At 60.2% G+C, this 17,341-nt stretch carries 20 protein-coding genes and 4 tRNA genes; 13 read left to right on the forward strand and 11 right to left on the reverse strand.

From position 1 onward, the window contains the following. Window positions 1-14 precede the first annotated feature (14 nt). From purF to AC0IYN_RS20805, 6 genes are all read left to right on the forward strand, one after another. Complete coding sequence (purF, locus tag AC0IYN_RS20780) at window positions 15-1,520, forward strand: amidophosphoribosyltransferase (protein WP_015884965.1); 1,506 nt, start codon at window positions 15-17, stop codon at window positions 1,518-1,520. Window positions 1,521-1,585: 65 nt separating this feature from the next. After that, the gene (locus AC0IYN_RS20785; protein ID WP_078049416.1) at window positions 1,586-2,797 is read left to right on the forward strand and encodes an O-succinylhomoserine sulfhydrylase; all 1,212 of its coding nucleotides are present in this window, start codon (window positions 1,586-1,588) and stop codon (window positions 2,795-2,797) included. Window positions 2,798-2,808: 11 nt separating this feature from the next. After that, window positions 2,809-3,573 carry an SDR family oxidoreductase gene (locus AC0IYN_RS20790; RefSeq protein WP_078049415.1) on the forward strand — a complete coding sequence of 255 codons (765 nt, stop codon included), beginning with the start codon at window positions 2,809-2,811 and terminating at the stop codon, window positions 3,571-3,573. Between the two features lie 107 nt (window positions 3,574-3,680). Next, window positions 3,681-3,756 (forward strand) — tRNA-Val (locus AC0IYN_RS20795). 55 nt (window positions 3,757-3,811) lie between these two features. Then, window positions 3,812-3,888 (forward strand) — tRNA-Asp (locus AC0IYN_RS20800). A gap of 106 nt (window positions 3,889-3,994) precedes the next feature. Continuing rightward, window positions 3,995-4,071 (forward strand) — tRNA-Asp (locus AC0IYN_RS20805). 201 nt (window positions 4,072-4,272) lie between these two features. On the opposite strand, the gene AC0IYN_RS20810 is transcribed toward AC0IYN_RS20805, so the two are convergent. After that, window positions 4,273-5,556: an NAD(P)/FAD-dependent oxidoreductase gene (locus AC0IYN_RS20810; RefSeq protein WP_457248648.1), complete on the reverse strand. Its 1,284-nt coding sequence runs from the start codon at window positions 5,554-5,556 to the stop codon at window positions 4,273-4,275. Window positions 5,557-5,740: 184 nt separating this feature from the next. On the opposite strand from AC0IYN_RS20810, the gene AC0IYN_RS20815 reads away from it, so the two are divergent. Then, window positions 5,741-5,817: transfer RNA gene (locus tag AC0IYN_RS20815), tRNA-Val, on the forward strand. A gap of 113 nt (window positions 5,818-5,930) precedes the next feature. Further along, the gene (locus tag AC0IYN_RS20820; protein WP_457267379.1) at window positions 5,931-6,125 is read left to right on the forward strand and encodes a hypothetical protein; all 195 of its coding nucleotides are present in this window, start codon (window positions 5,931-5,933) and stop codon (window positions 6,123-6,125) included. Between the two features lie 117 nt (window positions 6,126-6,242). Here AC0IYN_RS20820 and AC0IYN_RS20825 read toward each other — a convergent pair whose 3' ends face one another. Beyond that, on the reverse strand, window positions 6,243-7,664 hold the full coding sequence (locus tag AC0IYN_RS20825; protein ID WP_457239463.1) for an MFS transporter: 1,422 nt from the start codon (window positions 7,662-7,664) through the stop codon (window positions 6,243-6,245). Between the two features lie 468 nt (window positions 7,665-8,132). Here AC0IYN_RS20825 and AC0IYN_RS20830 point away from each other — a divergent pair, with 468 nt between their 5' ends. Genes AC0IYN_RS20830 through pcp form a run of 3 tightly spaced genes read left to right on the forward strand, consistent with a single transcriptional unit; the run spans window position 8,133 to window position 10,445 of the window. Next, a complete protein-coding gene (locus tag AC0IYN_RS20830; protein ID WP_099492559.1) occupies window positions 8,133-8,849 on the forward strand; it encodes a DUF969 domain-containing protein in 717 nt (238 codons plus the stop codon). Next, complete coding sequence (locus AC0IYN_RS20835; RefSeq protein ID WP_078049409.1) at window positions 8,846-9,796, forward strand: DUF979 domain-containing protein; 951 nt, start codon at window positions 8,846-8,848, stop codon at window positions 9,794-9,796. The genes AC0IYN_RS20830 and AC0IYN_RS20835 overlap by 4 nt, the downstream gene beginning before the upstream one ends. Before the next feature lie 7 nt (window positions 9,797-9,803). Continuing rightward, complete coding sequence (gene pcp / locus AC0IYN_RS20840; RefSeq protein ID WP_457239461.1) at window positions 9,804-10,445, forward strand: pyroglutamyl-peptidase I; 642 nt, start codon at window positions 9,804-9,806, stop codon at window positions 10,443-10,445. 15 nt (window positions 10,446-10,460) lie between these two features. On the opposite strand, the gene AC0IYN_RS20845 is transcribed toward pcp, so the two are convergent. From AC0IYN_RS20845 to AC0IYN_RS20865, 5 genes are all read right to left on the reverse strand, one after another. Next, complete coding sequence (locus AC0IYN_RS20845) at window positions 10,461-10,685, reverse strand: hypothetical protein (RefSeq protein ID WP_406598317.1); 225 nt, start codon at window positions 10,683-10,685, stop codon at window positions 10,461-10,463. A gap of 125 nt (window positions 10,686-10,810) precedes the next feature. Continuing rightward, window positions 10,811-12,211 (reverse strand): heavy metal sensor histidine kinase, encoded by a 1,401-nt coding sequence (locus tag AC0IYN_RS20850; RefSeq protein WP_406598316.1) that lies wholly within the window; start codon window positions 12,209-12,211, stop codon window positions 10,811-10,813. Continuing rightward, window positions 12,208-12,879 (reverse strand): heavy metal response regulator transcription factor, encoded by a 672-nt coding sequence (locus tag AC0IYN_RS20855; RefSeq protein WP_010209090.1) that lies wholly within the window; start codon window positions 12,877-12,879, stop codon window positions 12,208-12,210. The genes AC0IYN_RS20850 and AC0IYN_RS20855 overlap by 4 nt, the downstream gene beginning before the upstream one ends. 42 nt (window positions 12,880-12,921) lie before the next feature. Beyond that, entirely contained in the window at window positions 12,922-13,167 is a 246-nt protein-coding gene (locus tag AC0IYN_RS20860; RefSeq protein WP_025857849.1) for a DUF2790 domain-containing protein, read from the reverse strand. A 111-nt stretch (window positions 13,168-13,278) separates the two neighbouring features. Then, window positions 13,279-14,049, reverse strand: coding sequence for an alpha/beta fold hydrolase (locus AC0IYN_RS20865; protein WP_406598314.1), 771 nt, complete (start codon window positions 14,047-14,049; stop codon window positions 13,279-13,281). A gap of 207 nt (window positions 14,050-14,256) precedes the next feature. Between AC0IYN_RS20865 and AC0IYN_RS20870 the strand changes: the two genes are divergently transcribed. Further along, window positions 14,257-14,934: an HAD family hydrolase gene (locus AC0IYN_RS20870; protein ID WP_471843001.1), complete on the forward strand. Its 678-nt coding sequence runs from the start codon at window positions 14,257-14,259 to the stop codon at window positions 14,932-14,934. A gap of 26 nt (window positions 14,935-14,960) precedes the next feature. Here the strand turns inward: AC0IYN_RS20870 and AC0IYN_RS20875 are convergent, their stop codons facing one another. From AC0IYN_RS20875 to csrA, 3 genes are all read right to left on the reverse strand, one after another. Further along, a complete protein-coding gene (locus tag AC0IYN_RS20875) occupies window positions 14,961-15,254 on the reverse strand; it encodes a hypothetical protein (RefSeq protein ID WP_406598340.1) in 294 nt (97 codons plus the stop codon). Window positions 15,255-15,348: 94 nt separating this feature from the next. Then, window positions 15,349-15,585, reverse strand: coding sequence for a hypothetical protein (locus AC0IYN_RS20880; RefSeq protein ID WP_457248643.1), 237 nt, complete (start codon window positions 15,583-15,585; stop codon window positions 15,349-15,351). A 210-nt stretch (window positions 15,586-15,795) separates the two neighbouring features. Continuing rightward, window positions 15,796-15,990 (reverse strand): carbon storage regulator CsrA, encoded by a 195-nt coding sequence (csrA, locus tag AC0IYN_RS20885; RefSeq protein ID WP_003192511.1) that lies wholly within the window; start codon window positions 15,988-15,990, stop codon window positions 15,796-15,798. A gap of 262 nt (window positions 15,991-16,252) precedes the next feature. Between csrA and AC0IYN_RS20890 the strand changes: the two genes are divergently transcribed. Then, window positions 16,253-16,618, forward strand: coding sequence for an SPOR domain-containing protein (locus AC0IYN_RS20890; protein WP_406598339.1), 366 nt, complete (start codon window positions 16,253-16,255; stop codon window positions 16,616-16,618). Window positions 16,619-16,649: 31 nt separating this feature from the next. On the opposite strand, the gene AC0IYN_RS20895 is transcribed toward AC0IYN_RS20890, so the two are convergent. Beyond that, a complete protein-coding gene (locus tag AC0IYN_RS20895; RefSeq protein ID WP_457248642.1) occupies window positions 16,650-17,339 on the reverse strand; it encodes an endonuclease in 690 nt (229 codons plus the stop codon). Window positions 17,340-17,341: the final 2 nt, after the last annotated feature.

A 17,341-nucleotide genomic window follows, 5' to 3' on the forward strand; every position in this document is an offset into this window, starting at 1 on the left:
AGGGGTTGCGTCGCATGTGTGGCATCGTCGGTATCGTCGGTAAGTCGAACGTCAATCAGGCGCTGTATGACGCGCTAACCGTCCTCCAGCACCGCGGCCAGGACGCTGCCGGTATTGTGACCAGCCACGACGGCCGGTTATTCCTGCGCAAGGACAATGGCCTGGTACGTGACGTGTTCCACCAGCGTCACATGCAGCGCCTGGTCGGGCACATGGGCATTGGCCATGTGCGTTACCCGACTGCCGGCAGTTCGACGTCGGCCGAAGCTCAGCCGTTTTACGTCAACTCGCCTTACGGCATCACCCTGGCGCACAACGGTAACCTGACCAACGTTGAACAGTTGGCCAAGGAGATTTACGAATCTGACCTGCGCCACGTCAACACCAGTTCCGACTCGGAAGTGCTGCTCAACGTGTTCGCCCACGAGCTGGCCCAGCGCGGCAAGCTGCAGCCGACCGAAGAAGACGTGTTCGCTGCCGTCACTGACGTGCACAACCGTTGCGTCGGCGGTTATGCCGTAGTGGCCATGGTCACCGGTTATGGCATCGTCGGTTTCCGTGACCCGCACGGCATTCGCCCGATCGTGTTCGGCCAGCGTCACACCGACGAAGGTGTCGAGTACATGATCGCCTCCGAAAGCGTGTCCCTGGACGTGCTGGGTTTCACCCTGATCCGCGACCTCGCGCCAGGCGAAGCGGTGTACATCACCGAAGACGGCAAGCTGCACACCCGCCAGTGCGCCGTGGCGCCGAAACTCACCCCGTGCATCTTCGAGCACGTCTACCTGGCGCGTCCGGATTCGATCATCGACGGCGTTTCGGTGTACAAGGCGCGTCTGCGCATGGGCGAGAAGCTGGCCGAGAAAATCCTGCGCGAGCGTCCTGAGCATGACATCGACGTGGTGATCCCGATCCCGGACACCAGCCGTACCGCTGCGCTGGAGCTGGCCAACCACCTGGGCGTAAAGTTCCGCGAAGGCTTCGTGAAGAACCGCTACATTGGCCGGACGTTCATCATGCCGGGCCAGGCAGCGCGCAAGAAGTCGGTACGCCAGAAGCTCAACGCCATCGAGCTGGAATTCCGCGGCAAGAACGTCATGCTGGTGGATGACTCCATCGTGCGTGGCACCACCTGCAAGCAGATCATCCAGATGGCCCGCGAAGCCGGTGCGAAGAACGTGTACTTCTGTTCCGCAGCACCTGCCGTGCGTTACCCGAACGTGTACGGTATCGACATGCCGAGCGCCCACGAACTGATCGCTCACAACCGTTCGACCCAGGACGTGGCCGACCTGATCGGTGCCGATTGGCTGATCTACCAGGACTTGCCGGACCTGATCGAAGCGGTCGGTGGTGGCAAAATCAAGATCGACCAGTTCGACTGCGCCGTGTTTGACGGCAAGTACGTGACCGGTGACGTCGACGAGGCCTACCTGAACAAGATCGAGCAGGCGCGTAACGACTCGTCGAAGATCAAGACCCAGGCGGTCAGCGCGATCATCGACCTGTACAACAACTGAGTGACAACCGGCCCTGAGGGGCCGGTTTTGTATCTTAAATAAAGAATTGAGTAAGGAGTCGCAGCATGAGTCAGGAATGGGATGCCGGTCGGTTGGACAGCGACCTCGATGGCGTAGCTTTCGATACCCTGGCTGTGCGCGCCGGCCAGCACCGCACCCCGGAAGGTGAGCACGGTGACCCGATGTTCTTCACTTCCAGCTATGTGTTCCGCACCGCCGCCGATGCCGCTGCGCGCTTTGCTGGCGAAGTGCCGGGCAACGTGTATTCGCGTTATACCAACCCGACCGTGCGCGCGTTCGAAGAGCGTATCGCGGCGCTGGAAGGCGCTGAGCAAGCTGTAGCCACGGCCACCGGCATGGCGGCGATCCTGGCGGTGGTCATGAGCCTGTGCAGTGCCGGCGACCATGTGCTGGTGTCGCGCAGTGTGTTCGGCTCGACCATCAGCCTGTTCGAAAAGTACTTCAAGCGTTTTGGCATCGAAGTGGACTACGTGCCCTTGGCGGACTTGTCTGGCTGGGAGGCAGCGATCAAGGCCAACACCAAGTTGCTGTTTGTCGAGTCGCCGTCCAACCCATTGGCCGAACTGGTGGATATCGCTGCATTGTCCGAAGTGGCGCATGCCAAGGGCACCCTGCTGGTGGTCGACAACTGCTTCTGCACCCCGGCGCTGCAGCAACCGTTGAAGCTGGGCGCGGACATCGTCGTGCACTCGGCGACCAAGTTCATCGACGGCCAGGGTCGTTGCATGGGCGGTGTGGTTGCAGGTCGCAGTGAGCAGATGAAAGAGGTCGTGGGCTTCCTGCGCACCGCTGGCCCAAGCTTGAGCCCATTCAACGCCTGGATCTTCCTCAAGGGCTTGGAGACCCTCAACCTGCGCATGAAGGCCCATTGCGCCAACGCCCAGGCGCTGGCCGAGTGGCTGGAGCAGCAGGACGGTATCGAGAAGGTGCATTACGCTGGCCTCAAGAGCCACCCGCAGCACGCGTTGGCCCAGCGCCAGCAGCGCGGTTTTGGTGCCGTGGTGAGCTTCGAAGTCAAGGGCGGCAAAGAGGGCGCGTGGCGCTTTATCGATGCGACGCGCCTGATCTCCATCACCGCCAACCTGGGTGACAGCAAGACCACCATTACCCACCCGAGCACCACGTCTCATGGTCGCCTGGCGCCGCAGGAGCGTGAGGCAGCAGGTATCCGTGACAGCCTGATCCGCATCGCGGTTGGCCTGGAAGACGTGGCTGACTTGCAGGCTGACCTGGCTCGCGGGCTGGCAGCCTTGTGATCGAGTGGTCCATGGAAGCCGCAGCCGCCAGTAACGGGCGTGTCGCACTGGTCACCGGTGCGGCACGGGGCATTGGTCTCGGGATTGCCGCGTGGCTGATCAGCGAAGGCTGGCAGGTGGTGTTGACCGACCTGGACCGCGAGCGCGGTTCCAAGGTGTCCAAGGTGCTGGGCGAGAACGCCTGGTTTATCAGCATGGACGTGGCCGACGAGAAGCAAGTGGCCCAGGGTGTCGCCGAGGTGCTGGGGCAGTTTGGGCGCCTGGACGCGTTGGTCTGCAACGCGGCAGTGGCCGATCCGCGCAACATCACCCTGGAAAGCCTGGACCTGGCTTACTGGAATCGGGTGCTGGCCGTGAACCTCGGGGGGCCGATGCTACTGGCCAAGCACTGTGCGCCGTACCTGCGCGCCCACGGTGGTGCCATCGTCAATCTGGCGTCGACACGGGCTCGTCAGTCGGAGCCGGACACCGAGGCTTATGCCGCAAGCAAAGGTGGCCTGCTGGCCCTCACGCATGCCCTGGCGATGAGCCTGGGCCCGGAAGTGCGGGTTAATGCGGTCAGTCCTGGCTGGATCGATGCCCGTGATCCTGCAGCACGTCGTGCCGAGCCGTTGAGCGACACCGACCATGCCCAGCATCCGGCGGGCAGGGTGGGCACTGTAGAAGATGTGGCGGCGATGGTGGCATGGCTGCTGTCGCGCCAGGCGGGGTTTGTCACCGGGCAAGAGTTTGTCGTGGACGGTGGCATGAGCAAGAAGATGATTTACAGCGAGTAGGGCGGGTTGTCGTCTTGAAGCCATTTTGTCTTTTTCAGAAAAACTTCAAGCGGGCTATTGACTTAGGTCCGCTACCTGCGTAAATTTCGCGGCCTCAACGAAGCAAAGGGTGATTAGCTCAGCTGGGAGAGCATCTGCCTTACAAGCAGAGGGTCGGCGGTTCGATCCCGTCATCACCCACCACTTCTTGAGAGTTTTGCCCTAGGGCGAGACGCAACGCTAAAGGTTGCACCGACGCGCAGCGGTAGTTCAGTCGGTTAGAATACCGGCCTGTCACGCCGGGGGTCGCGGGTTCGAGTCCCGTCCGCTGCGCCATATTTTCCAAGCCTGATTTTGTCGGGCTTGAGATTGAACAGCCAAGGCTGATCGATCAGATGTTCAAGGACGGTTGAGGCCTTACGCTCAGCCGGTCAAGCGATACGCAGCGGTAGTTCAGTCGGTTAGAATACCGGCCTGTCACGCCGGGGGTCGCGGGTTCGAGTCCCGTCCGCTGCGCCATATCTGCCTCAAGGCCCACTGAACGCCTTGAAGCACAAAGAAAGCCTCTGGCTACTTTGATCCGATAGCAAAGACCCTGGTCGAAAGACCGGGGTTTTTTGTGTCTGCGATTTGATACGCGCGACCTGTAGGAGCCCGCTTGCGGGCGATGGCAATTTCACGGACGCCATCGCCCGCAAGCGGGCTCCTACAGGTTTCGGGTCAGAACCCCAGTTTGTCGCGTAGGCCGTAGTACCAGGCGCCCATTGCCGCGAACGGCGTACGCAACAATTGCCCGCCCGGGAACGGGTAGTGCGGCAGGTCGGCAAACGCATCAAAGCGCTCTGCCTGGCCTCTGAGGGCTTCCGCCAGTACCTTGCCGGCCAAATGCGTGTACGTCACGCCGTGGCCGCTGCAGCCCTGCGAGTAATAGATGTTGTCGCCCAGGCGCCCCACCTGCGGCAAGCGCGATAGGGTGAGCAGGAAATTGCCGGTCCAGGCGTAGTCGATCTTCACATCCTTGAGCTGAGGGAACGCCTTGAGCATCTTCGGCCGAATGATCGCCTCGATATTCGCCGGGTCGCGCGCGCCGTACACCACGCCGCCGCCGAAGATCAGGCGCTTATCACTGGTGAGGCGGTAGTAGTCGAGCAGGTAATTGCAGTCTTCTACGCAGTAATCCTGCGGCAGTAGCGTCTTCGCCAGTGCGTCGCCCAGGGGGGCCGTGGTGATCACTTGTGTGCCGCACGGCATCGACTTGGCCGCCAGCTCTGGCACGAGGTTGCCCAGGTAGGCATTGCCCGCGACGATGATGAACTTGGCCCTGACCTTGCCCTCGGCGGTGTGCACCACCGGGTTGGCCCCGCGCTCGATACGCACCGCAGCCGATTGCTCGTAGATCGTACCGCCCAGGGATTCCACGGCAGCCGCTTCGCCGAGTGCGAGGTTAAGCGGGTGGATGTGACCGCCGCTCATGTCCAGCAGGCCGCCCACATAGTTGTCACAGGCCACCACGTCACGAATGCGGCGCTCGTCCAGCAGCTCCAGCTGAGTATGGCCGTAGCGCTCCCACAGGCGCTTCTGCGATTCCAGGTGGCCCATGTGCTTGCTGTTGAGCGCGGCGAACACACCGCCGTCCTTCAAGTCGCACTGGATCTGATACTTGGCTACCCGCTCGCGAATGATCCTGCCGCCCTCAAACGCCATCTCTCCCAGCAATTGCGCCTGCTTGGGCCCGACACTGCGCTCGATCACATCGATATCACGGCTGTAGCTGTTGACGATCTGCCCACCGTTGCGGCCCGAGGCGCCAAACCCCACCTTGGCGGCTTCCAGCACCGTCACGCGAAAACCGTTCTCCAGCAGGAACAGCGCGCTGGAGAGGCCGGTGTAGCCAGCGCCGATCACGCACACATCGGTTTCGACCTCGCCTTGCAGCACGGGACGGGGCGGAACGGCATTCGCGGAAGCGGCGTAATACGACTGGGGGTAGGGGGTGTTCGCCATCCTGGAACCTCTGTTTTATATTTTTTACGAGTGCGCCGATCCTACCTGAGTTGAAAATTGCCTGCCAGCCACCCGAAATCCACGGGTGTGCCCCACGCAAATAAAAAATTCGCATATTCATAGGGTTAGCTGCAAAAAAGATGTTGACACCCCTCCGGAATTCCGTAGAATGCCGCCTCACAGCAGGCACGTAGCTCAGTTGGTTAGAGCACCACCTTGACATGGTGGGGGTCGTTGGTTCGAGTCCAATCGCGCCTACCAAACAAAATCCGCTCTGCTGGGCGGTCTAGAAGGGCTCACCGAAAGGTGGGCCCTTTTTTGTTGCCTGCGATTTGGTAATTTAATGCAGCGCCTAATCAAAAAGGAAAGTGATCATGGCCAGTAAACAGCTTGAGTCGTTCCGAGAGTGGTTCACGCCAAGGCGCAGAAGATGGGCCGGCGGTGTTTTACTGATGACGTGGATTGTCGGGCTGGTTGCGTATCCAAGTAGTCACTGGCTCTATGTAATGATCCCCGGGGTGATTTTTTTCTTCAGCGCCTGGCCGCCAGAGGTTCACGATAAGCGTTGAAGCTTCCAGTGTGCTCTGTCTAGCCATCATCTTGGGCGGGCTCTCCGGCAGGGTGTTCGTCAATGTCGAGCACGATAAGTCATCGTCGAACGACGCTCACCAATCGGAATGGCTCACTCAGCTTCGCGTCAATACACTTTCCCCCGCCTGCGCCGGCAACCGATACACATCCACCAACGCCAACGCCCCCAGCAACGCCACCCCCACAAACGCCACCCGGAAATCTACAACCTGGGCCTGAACCTCATGCCCTTGCACCGTCATGGATGCGCGCAACAACAACGCGGCCACCGTCACACCCATGCCCATGGCCAGCTGGAACGACATGCTGAACAACGCCGACGCCTCGCTCATGCGTGCCTTGGGCACGTCGGCAAAGCCAATCGAGTTGTAGCAAGTGAACTGCATCGAGCGTGACAGCCCGCCCACGAACAACACCGCTGCAATCACTGCAAACGGTGTCTGCGCCGTAAACAAGGCGCAGGCCGCGATCGACGCCACGCCGATCACGCCATTCACCATCAACACCTTGCGAAACCCGAAGCGCTGCATGATTGCTGTGGTGAATGGCTTCATCGCCAGGTTGCCGGCGAAGACCGCCAGCACCAACAAGCCGGCATCCACCGGGGACAAGCCGAAGGCAACCTGGAACAGCAGCGGCAACAGGAAGGGTAGTGCGCTGATGGCCAGGCGGAACAGTGAGCCGCCATAGATGCTGACGCGGAAGGTGTTGATGGACAGCGTTTCCAGCGGCAGCAACGAGTCGGAGTAATGCCGGCAATGGTGCACGGCCCACACCGACAGCAGTAGGCCCGCCGCCACCAATCCGGCGCCGGGGATGAGCATTTCGCCGGACTGGCTACCCAGCCATTCCAGCCCACCCAGCAACGCCACACAGGCGCCCGCGAGCAACACAAAGCCCTTCGCATCGAACTTGCGCACGCTGGCCTCACGGCCTTCCGGCACCAGCCACAGCGCAGCGGCCAGTGCCAGGGCGCCCAGCGGCAGGTTCACGTAGAAGATCCATGGCCACGAAGCATGGGTCACGATCAAGCCACCGGCCAATGGCCCCAGGATCGGCGCCACTAACCCTGGCCAGGTGATGATCGCGATCATTTTCACCAAGTCTTTTTTATCGGTATTGCGCAGCACTGCCAAGCGCCCCACCGGCACCATCAGGGCGCCGCCGATGCCCTGCAGGACGCGGGCGAACACGAACATCTCAAGGCTGTGGCTCAGGCCACACAGCAATGAGGCGAGGGTAAAGACGATGATCGCGCCGGCAAATACCCGGCGCGCCCCAAATCGATCAGCGACCCAGCTGGACAGTGGGATGAAGATCGCCACGGCGAGAATGTAGGCGGTGATGCCGATGTTCATGTCGACCGGCGCCACCCCGAAGGCCGATGCCATGGTCGGCAGGGCGGTGGCGATCACCGTCGCATCGAGGTTTTCCATGAAGAAGGTCACGGCGACCACCAGGGCAATCAAGCGGGTTTTTACGCTGAGGTCGGTGTCGGGTATTGTGGAAGAAGTCACCGGTGCAGGCCCTTGTTCAATGAAGGTCGCTTGGGCCTGACGATACCCGGCGGCAGCCTTAGCCGCTACCGCCAAGAAAAAACTGCAGCAGCGCAGGAGAGGGCGACCAGGACCTTTTGGGTTTTCATTGAATTTCCATATCCGCAACAGTAATCGGGAGGGGTGCACTGATTTGAGGTAAACGCCTGATAAAACAGGCGGCGCTAAGATGCGCGAATCCCTGCCGGTCTGTCCACATCTCGTTACATGCGCGGTGTGGAATCACCCACAAAATTTATTGGTTCGCAGCAACAATTTTTCTTGTTGGACACCTCCCGCTCCCAGGCAGCAAAGTTGCCGCCACTGACGCTCGACCTTTCGGGTCAACAATAAAAAACCGAGCCGACTGCACGCCACTTCTTGCTGTGAACCCTTTGTTCACATCCTGCTGTAATGGCGCCGCAGCGCGCACTTAAGGACCTCACCGCCATGCAAACTGTTGTGAACTTATGGCCGTTGATCGGCGTACTTGTGATCGTGGTTGGCTTTGTCTTGCGCTTTAACCCTTTGCTGGTGGTGACCGCCGCCGCAATTGCCACCGGGTTTGCCGCTCATTTCCCGCTGGAAAAAATCCTCGCCACCATGGGCGATGGCTTCCTTCAGACCCGTGCCCTGCAATTGATTCTGTTATTGCCCCTGGCGGTCATCGGCCTGCTGGAGCGTCACGGGCTGCGCCTGCATGCACAGAACTGGATTGCGCGGTTCGAGCGCGCCACGGTGGGGCGTTTGTTGATCATCTATCTGTTTGTGCGCGAATCCACGGCCGCCATGGGCTTGACCAGCCTGGGTGGGCACCCGCAGATGGTGCGTCCACTGCTGGCACCGATGGCCGAAGGCGCGGCGGAGAAACGCTATGGCAAGCTGCCAGACAAGTTGCGTCACAAGGTGTTGGCCATGTGCGCCGCGACGGACAACGTCGGGCTGTTTTTTGGTGAAGACATTTTTGTCGCCTTTGGCGCGATCGCGCTGATGCACACCTTCCTGCTCGGTTCGGGCATTGATGTGGAGCCACTGCACATTGCGGTGTGGGGGATTCCGACAGCGATCTGCGCCTTCATCATCCACGCCATCCGCCTGCATCGGTTCGACCGAAGGCTCACCCGTGAGATGACGACGGCCGCCACCCCAGTGGAGGCCGTGCAATGATTATTTCCATTCAATACCTTTACTGGCTGGCCGGGGTTCTGCTGCTGATCACGGCAGGCATGATCGTGATGGACCGGACCCATCCCAAGCGCTGGTCCACGGCACTGTTTTGGCTGTTGTTCGCCATTCCATTCCTGATCGGTGAGCGTCTGCCATCGGTGGCCATCGGCGCTGGCGTCGTGGTGATGGCATTGATCGCCGGCATGGGCGGCGTTGGCCGTGGCAAACATGCCGAACTGCATGACAAGGCATCCCGTGCCAGTGCCGGTCGCCTGGGTCATAAGCTGTTTATCCCGGCGCTGGCCATTCCCCTGACCACCGTGATCGGCTCGGTATTGCTCAAGCACACCGAGATCGGCGGCGTCCCGCTGCTGGACCCGAAAAACACCACCTTTGTGTCCCTCGGCATCGGCTGCCTGATCGCTCTGGGCCTGGCTTGCTGGCTGACCCGTGATACGCCGGTACAGGCCTTGCGCGAGTCCCGTCGCCTGACTGAAGCGCTTGGCTGGGCCATGGTGCTTCCGCAGATGCTGGCAATGCTGGGTTTGCTGTTTAACGAAGCCGGGGTCGGCACGGCTGTCGCGCATGTCACCACCACTTATATCAACCTGGATTACAAGTTGGTGGCCGTGATGGTCTACGTGCTGGGCATGGCGCTGTTTACAGTGATCATGGGGAACGGTTTCGCGGCATTCCCGGTGATGACCGGCGGCGTCGGCGTGCCGGTGCTGGTCGGTATCTACGGCGGTAACCCGGCGGTGATGGCAGCCATCGGCATGTTCTCCGGCTACTGCGGTACCCTGATGACCCCGATGGCCGCCAACTTCAATATCGTGCCGGCGGCGTTGCTTGAGCTGCCGGACAAGAACGCAGTGATCAAGGCTCAACTGCCAACCGCGTTGATGATGCTGGTGGTCAATATTGTGCTGCTTTACCTGCTGATGTGAGGCCAGGATGCAAATCATACTCCTGACGGGTTTCGAACCCTTTGATCAAGACCCGGTGAATCCGTCCTGGGAAGCGGTGCGCCAACTGGACGGCGTGCGACTGGGCGTCGATGCGCAGATTGTTGCGCGCCGCCTGCCTTGTGCATTTGCCACCGCTGGCGAGTGCCTGAGTCAGTTGATCGACGAGCTGCGCCCGGCGATGGTGATCGCTACTGGCCTGGGGCCAGGGCGCAGCGATATCTCAGTCGAACGGGTGGCGATCAATATCAATGATGCACGTATCCCCGATAACCTCGGCGAGCAGCCCATCGATACGGCAGTGGTGGCTGACGGCCCGGCGGCGTATTTCACGACGCTGCCGATCAAGGCGATGGTCAAGGCCGTGCGCGAAGCGGGAGTTGCGGCCTCGGTATCGCAGACGGCAGGGACGTTCGTGTGTAATCAGATTTTTTATCTGTTGCAGCATGCGCTCGCAGGGTCTGGGATACGCAGTGGGTTTATCCACGTACCGTTTCTGCCGGAACAGGTGGCGGCGGCGCAGCGGCCCTCGATGGCGCTGGATACGATGATCGCGGGATTGCAGGCGGCTGTACTGACAGCGTGGCATACACCGGTGGACGCGAAAGAAGCGGGCGGGCAAGTCAGCTGACCGGCCCGACGCTTCTCAAATTGCAAACACTCGGGTGAGCCCGAAGGTGATGGCGCAGGCCAGGCCTGTCATTGCGAATGCAGTGGCCACGTACCATTTGATAAGGTTCAGTTCAGTGGTTGCCAGGTCAGCCTTGGACGCGAAGTGCTTATCCATGGCGTCTGCCTTGCTCGAAACGGTGATCAGCTTCTCATTCATTTCAGCGAGCCCCTTTTCCAGTAAACCTAAACGTATTTCCATTTCCGAATCTCCATTTTTCGACGGTTGCCGGCTCTGCCTTGAGCCCCTTGGAAAGGGAGAGTAGTGTGGCTTCAGTCCAACCGTAAGCGACAAACCTTTGCAAAATAACACTGGGCGTTCGCCGTTCAGTCTTCGCGTTTCGGAAAGTACAGCTCAAAACACGTCACCCCCGCCTCACTGCTCACGCTGTAATGGCCGTTATGCAGTTGCATGATGGTCGCCACGATCGACAAGCCCAACCCATTGGACTGCGCCGAACGTTCCCGTGACTCATCCACCCGATAAAACCGTTCGAACAGTCGCGGCAGGTGCTCGGCGGCGATGGTTTCGCCTCGATTGCTGACTCTCAGGTGAATGCCTTCGGCACTTGGAATCGCCTGGATCGCCAGTACTGTATTCGGCGCACCATATTTGATGGCGTTGGCGCACAGGTTCGCCAGGGCCCTGCGCAGCAGCATCGGTTCCGCCCAGATCACGCCGTCACCTTCGGCCTGAATGCTGATGTCCACATCACCCGCCAAGCCCTCGAAGTACTCGGCGATGCGTTCCACCTCGTCTGCCGCGCTGAGTTCCTGGCGCTGGCGCATCGCGCTGGCCGGGTCGGTTCGGGCCAGGAACAGCATGTTGTCGAGCATCCGCGCCAGGCGTTCTAGTTCTTCGACGTTGGATGCCAGCAGTTGCTGATAGCTCTCGATGCTGCGGTTCTGTTGCAGGGCGACCTGGGTTTCCCCCAGCAGGTTATTGATGGGCGTACGCAGCTCGTGGGCCATGTCGGTGGACACCTGGCCCAGTTGTACAAAGCCCTTGGCCAGCCGCTCAAGCATAGTGTTGAACGAATCAATCATCGGCAGCAGCTCTTTCGGCGCGCCGTGGCTGTCGAGGCGTTCGGCAAGGTTGCCGACACCGATGCCTCGGGCGTGCCGGGCCAGGCGGCGAAGCGGCAACAGCCCCCGGTGGACGAACAGGTAACCGACCACGGCCAGGGTGATGGCGGCAATGCTCGCCAGGATATAAACGCTCAAGCGATAGCTGGCGAGCACGGCGGTGCGCTCGGTCATCAGGCGCCCCGTAGTCACTTGCAGGCTGCCCAGGTCACCGGAGTCGATGGAGGCGGCCACGGTGGCGAAAGGTACGCCATTGATGCCGGGAAAATGGTGCACATCGGCGAACGTCAGTTCATGGTGCTTGGGGACCGGCGGCACGGCAGGCAGCTCGATATTGCCGGGGTTGACCATCAGCAATGGCTTCTGCCCTGGCGCGGCGATGCTCAGCACCGATTCGCGGTTGCCCAGCATGTTCTGGAACAGTTCCGGCTTGGTCTTGATCAGGTCCAGGGTATTGCTGTCGTTGAGCAGGTTGCGCAGTTGGTCGACGCGGGAAATCAATGCGGCATCGTCCCGCTTGATCAACTCTCGCTCCAGCTCGCGGTACAGCGCCACACCCAGGGTCGCCAGCAAGGCGAAGGCGAGCAGGGCGAAGATAAGTGCCAGACGCAGCGTCAAGGAGTAATGGCGACGTTTGTTCATGGCTGGGTATCGAAGCGGTAGCCGATGCCACGCACGCTGTGGATCAGTTTGAGCTGGAAAGGATCGTCGATTTTCAAGCGTAGGCGCCGCACGGCCACGTCTACCACGTTAGTGTCGCTGTCGAAGTTCATGTCCCACACACGCGACGCGATCAGCGAGCGGGAGAGCACCTGGTCCTGATGAGTCGCGAACAGATGTAACAGGGCGAACTCTTTGTTGGTCAGGGTAATGCGGGTGCCGGCGCGGGTGACGCGGCGCTTCAGTACATCGATTTGCAGGTCGGCGATTTGCAGTTGTTCCTCGTCACGGCTCGGGCCGCGACGGGTCAGGGTACGCAAGCGTGCCACCAGTTCTGCGAAGGAAAATGGCTTGATCAGGTAATCATCGGCACCCAGTTCCAGGCCCTTGATGCGGTCGGCAATGTCGTCGCGGGCCGTCAGAAAAAGCACCGGCGTATCGGCTTCCTTGCGCAGGCGGCGCAGCACTTCCCAGCCGTCCATTTTGGGCATCATCACGTCCAGTACGATCACGTCGAACGGCGTTTCCAAGGCTTGGTGCAAGCCGTCCACGCCATCGCGGGCGAGGCTGACGGAGTAGCCCAATTCCTGCAAGCCATTGAGCAGGTAATTGCCGGCCTTGGGTTCGTCTTCGACGACGAGAATGTTCATGGGAAGTGCCCTGTCTCAATGCGTGGCGCAAGTGTAGCCCGATCAGTTGTCACTGGCGCAACCGATGCCCTGGACCTGGTAGTCCAGCACGTGTTCGCGGCCCTGGCTGTCCAGGTAGTCGAGTCGTGCCGGGACGATGCCGCATTGACCGTAGGTGTCGGTGCTCGACAGCACTTTGGCCACGTCCAGGTGTACGAAAAAACCGGTCTTGTCGTGGATCACAGGTTCAGCAGCAAACACGGAACCGGTCGCGAGCAAAGCGGCAAAGCCGAGGATAAACAGTTTCATGGTGGTATCTCTCTTAAAGGGTTGGCTGCCAGGTCGTGGCAGTGAGTTCACAGTAACCAGGCCCCCCGAACAGCCAACCAACAGGATGATGACAAATGTGTAATGCAGGACTCAGGGCTGACGGCCAGAGGCTTCGAGGATCAGGTCGGTGATTTCCTTGGCGTGGGACACCAGCGACAAGTGGCTCGAAGGCAGCTCGACGGTGGTGGCGTTCATGCGCTTGGCGAGGAAGCGCTCCAGGTCCGGATTGATGGTCTGGTCATTTGCCGACACCGCGTACCAGGACGGCTTGGTGTGCCACGCGGCATTGACGGTGCGGCCGCTGAACAGGGTCTTGGTGATGGGTTGCTGCACGGCGTACAGCTCTAGGGCCTTGGCGCGTGGTACATCGGCGGCGAAGTACTTGAGGAAGGCGTCCTGGCTCAGGGTGAGGTAGCCGTCGTGGTCTTCAACACCGGCGCGCACCGGCATGGTCGGGTACTTGGCCGAGAGCGCGACGAAGTCTTCGTTGGCGTCCGGTGCACGCGCGGCGACGTACACCAAGGCGCTGACCTTGGGGTTGACCCCGGCGTCGCTGACCACGGTGCCGGCGTAGGAATGGCCGACCAGCACCGTGGGGCCATCTTGTTGGTCCAGCACACGGTTGGTGGCGGCAACATCGTCGGCCACCGAGGTCAGGGGGTTCTGCACGGCCGTGACGTGCAGGCCAGCGGCCTGGAGACGGCTGATCACCTCGGACCAGCTTGAGCCGTCAGCCCAGGAACCGTGCACCAGCACCACGTTGTTGGCTTTGACTGGCGCCACGGTGCCCGCCATGGCGGTGCCGGCACCCAGCATCAACAGGCTGGCGGCGATCAGGCAGAGTTTGCTTGCAGGTTTCATGGGTGGACCCTTTTCATCAGTAGGAAGTAGCGTCATCCGATGTGGGTGACTGACGACTCCACTGTATGAAGTGAGGGTGCCGGCAAGACTTACAGCTTGATTACAAACCTGTAATGCAATCGCTGTCGGTAGCGTTTACAAGCAGCGAGGTGATCCGTAGATTGCATCGGGCCAATTATTTGTTACAGCCCACGAGGAAGCCACGCAGTGTCCATCCGAGGTTCAGCCGTATTCAACCGCCATTACCGCGCCTTTCTGTTTGATATGGATGGGACGTTGCTCAACTCCATCGCCGCCGCTGAGCGGGTATGGAGCATTTGGGCCGAACGCCACGGCCTGGATGTGGCGGCGTTCTTGAAGACCATTCACGGTGCCCGCGCGATCGATACCATCACGCGCCAGGCATTGCCCGGCGTCGATCCCGAGGTGGAGGCGCAATGGATTACCGAGGCTGAGCTCAATGATGTCGAGGGGGTTGTCGCGATTCCCGGTGCCGTCGATTTCCTGAACAGCCTGCCGGGCGACCAATGGGCGCTGGTCACGTCGGCACCCAGGGAACTGGCGTTGCGGCGACTGCAAGCGGCGGGCATTACGCCGCCGGCGGTGCTGGTGACGGCTGAAGACGTTGCCATCGGCAAGCCGAACCCCGCGTGTTACGTGCTGGGCGCGCAACGCCTGGGCGTGCCGGTGCAGGAGTGCCTGGTGTTTGAAGATGCGACGGTGGGTATTCGTGCGGGGGAGGCCGCTGGGGCGGACGTTATGGTGGTGACGTCGACGCATCACACGCCGATGGAGACCGAGCATCCTACGATTGCCGGGTACGAACACCTTAACGTACAGCGCGACGCGAACGGCTTGTTGAGCGTGCAGAACCGAGCGGGCTGATCGCTGATACAAGAAGGCCGAGCCCCTTAGTGGTCTCGGCCTTGTTCTGCGCCGGCTGGCGCGGTTGGCTGCATTCGATCATTGCGCATGCCCTGGCGTGACATCACCATTTCCCTGAGGATCTCATTGGCCAGCCGAGCAATGGCTTCAGGCCCGCGATAATGCGCGCGCACGATTCCCGTAATTGCGAAGTGGTCGGTTTCCGGGCCGCTGAGCACGGCTGAAAGGGTCCCGTCGGCGTGCAGGGTGCAGGTCACTTTATAGCTTGGCAGGCGGGCTGCCAGAGCAGATTCGATTTGGGATTTACTCAGGGTATCCATCTGTATCGGCGCCTTTGACTGGTCATGCATGTCCAAGCATAGGTCCTGCTGTGGTGCTGTAAATACCGGTTATCTGATAACGAAACGCGCGGCATCAGCGTGTCGCTTGCCGGCTCAATCGACGCAGTACAGCTTTCTGGATGGGCTGGAGACAGAATAGAAACAGGTACCCGCAAAGCAGCAGGGCCAGGTCCAGCCAGGAGTGGTCGGTAGCGTCAGCGCCCTCTATTGCGTACCTCAAGCCATAAGCCGTCCCCATGAAGGCCAGGCCTATCAATAAGGCGATCATCCATGACCTGTAGGCAAGTGGCGGTTTGGTCGTAGGCCTCATCGACGTGCTCCTGAATGCACACGAATGGCTAAGTGTCAGTCAAGAGATTCGGCCGTGAATGAAACAACAAGTTCCAGGCGTGAAGACAGTTTCATCTTTCCATGAAGATGTACTGGGGGGAATGTCCGTCACGCAACAACGACAAGAACAGTCTGAAGGAGTTTTCGCCAGCCGTTACCGTGAACGAAAGGGCTGGCTACTGAGGGGGCTTCAAGGTGTCTGGTTTTTGTCCGGAGCAGTCAAGCCAGCCTGGATACGCTGGTAGATTTCCTCGCGATGCACGGCAACATCCTTGGGTGCGTTGATGCCGATTCGTACTTGCTGGCCGCTGACGCCCAGGATGGTGATCGTGATGTCATCACCGATGTTTATGCTTTCACCAACTTTGCGGGTGAGTATAAGCATGGACTTCTCCTTGATTACTTTTAAGGACACATGTTTCAGACAGGGCAGGTGTCGGATGTGTGTAGCTTACTGCTAAGCGCTTCCCTGTGACTGCCTCTTTTAGGACGCATAGAGGCGACATTAATTCCCATGGCGGCATCATACAGGTCTGCGATACATGATTCGCATTGTTTAAGCCAACGTTTATGACGGCCAGAATAGACAGTGAATGATAAAGTCGCCTCTTTATCTTTGAAGGAGCAGGGCAGTGCGTAAAGTAGCGATGGCAATTGCGGTGTTGGCATTGGCCGGTTGCGGTGAAGGCAAAAGCGTCGATGCGCCCAAGGCCAAGCCTGCCGTGACTGAAAGCCAGCCTCAAACCGGCGCAATTGCCGCCCAGGAATGGGATATCCGGGTAGGCCCGCCCGACCACAAGCTGCAGGCAATCACCGACCTCACGGCCTGGTTGCTGGAACATGGTTTCAATTTTTATATCGTGAAGGTGGACGGCAAGGATGAAGTCCTGCTGGGGCCGTTCGCATCCAAGGCGGAGGCTGAGGCCAAGCAGACGCTGCTTAACGAGAAGATGGCCCGGGCCAAGAAAACTGACACGGTGTCAGAGATCATTGAGCACAAGGCCGCCCAGTAATAGCCTGGCGGGGCGCAAGCCCCGCACACATTCAACCGCAGGCTTTAAGGTTCACCGGGCCGACAAACTCATTGCCGCGCCCCATCACACACGCCACGGTCTGGTTACGCTGGCGTTCCCAGGCCTGCACCGGGTAGGTCTTGTTCCAGGCTTCGTACAACTGGCGATCCTGTTTTGACAGGCGCAAGCCGTACTGCTTGCTCATGTAGAAATACGTGCGGGCGATCATTCCACGGATGGATGGGCGTGGCATCACCTTCTTGGCTTTGAAGTCCACCTGGGTCAGGCATGAGCCGTACTGCCCGCGTTGCACCGGCAGCCAGCCAAAACTGAAGTTGTTACGGTCCCCGTTGACCTCGCCGATGCTCGGCACCAGGTTATGCAGGTCGGCTTCGGCACGCTTGAACACATCATCGTGGCGCGTGCAGTTCTTGCGCCCGCCATCTTGCCAGCACTGGCGCTGATGCCCGATCTGCCAGGCTGGGACAATGTGCTCCCATTCAATGCGCGCAGCGCGGTTGGCGTTTTTGCGCGGTATGTAGCCGCAGGCTTTCAGGTCCACGCGGTTGCCGGTGTATTTGCAGCCGCAATAGAACTCGGTGGATTGTGGGGCGTAGAGCTTCCAGGCGACTTTCTTGGCTTCGCTGAACGTTCGGGGGGCCTGGGCGTGGGCGGTAACGGCAAAAAACACGCAGCATACGGCGATAAAACGGACACTCATTG

This window comes from Pseudomonas sp. AC112 (genome assembly GCF_979253545.1).

Coding starts and splice junctions, on each gene's coding strand:
- purF (WP_015884965.1), top strand. CDS start 15: ATGTGTGGCATCGTCGGTATCGTCGGTAAGTCGAACGTCAATCAGGCG.
- AC0IYN_RS20785 (WP_078049416.1), top strand. CDS start 1,586: ATGAGTCAGGAATGGGATGCCGGTCGGTTGGACAGCGACCTCGATGGC.
- AC0IYN_RS20790 (WP_078049415.1), top strand. CDS start 2,809: ATGGAAGCCGCAGCCGCCAGTAACGGGCGTGTCGCACTGGTCACCGGT.
- AC0IYN_RS20810 (WP_457248648.1), bottom strand. CDS start 5,556: ATGGCGAACACCCCCTACCCCCAGTCGTATTACGCCGCTTCCGCGAAT.
- AC0IYN_RS20820 (WP_457267379.1), top strand. CDS start 5,931: ATGGCCAGTAAACAGCTTGAGTCGTTCCGAGAGTGGTTCACGCCAAGG.
- AC0IYN_RS20830 (WP_099492559.1), top strand. CDS start 8,133: ATGCAAACTGTTGTGAACTTATGGCCGTTGATCGGCGTACTTGTGATC.
- AC0IYN_RS20835 (WP_078049409.1), top strand. CDS start 8,846: ATGATTATTTCCATTCAATACCTTTACTGGCTGGCCGGGGTTCTGCTG.
- pcp (WP_457239461.1), top strand. CDS start 9,804: ATGCAAATCATACTCCTGACGGGTTTCGAACCCTTTGATCAAGACCCG.
- AC0IYN_RS20845 (WP_406598317.1), bottom strand. CDS start 10,685: ATGGAAATACGTTTAGGTTTACTGGAAAAGGGGCTCGCTGAAATGAAT.
- AC0IYN_RS20850 (WP_406598316.1), bottom strand. CDS start 12,211: ATGAACAAACGTCGCCATTACTCCTTGACGCTGCGTCTGGCACTTATC.
- AC0IYN_RS20855 (WP_010209090.1), bottom strand. CDS start 12,879: ATGAACATTCTCGTCGTCGAAGACGAACCCAAGGCCGGCAATTACCTG.
- AC0IYN_RS20860 (WP_025857849.1), bottom strand. CDS start 13,167: ATGAAACTGTTTATCCTCGGCTTTGCCGCTTTGCTCGCGACCGGTTCC.
- AC0IYN_RS20865 (WP_406598314.1), bottom strand. CDS start 14,049: ATGAAACCTGCAAGCAAACTCTGCCTGATCGCCGCCAGCCTGTTGATG.
- AC0IYN_RS20875 (WP_406598340.1), bottom strand. CDS start 15,254: ATGGATACCCTGAGTAAATCCCAAATCGAATCTGCTCTGGCAGCCCGC.
- AC0IYN_RS20880 (WP_457248643.1), bottom strand. CDS start 15,585: ATGAGGCCTACGACCAAACCGCCACTTGCCTACAGGTCATGGATGATC.
- csrA (WP_003192511.1), bottom strand. CDS start 15,990: ATGCTTATACTCACCCGCAAAGTTGGTGAAAGCATAAACATCGGTGAT.
- AC0IYN_RS20890 (WP_406598339.1), top strand. CDS start 16,253: ATGGCAATTGCGGTGTTGGCATTGGCCGGTTGCGGTGAAGGCAAAAGC.
- AC0IYN_RS20895 (WP_457248642.1), bottom strand. CDS start 17,339: ATGAGTGTCCGTTTTATCGCCGTATGCTGCGTGTTTTTTGCCGTTACC.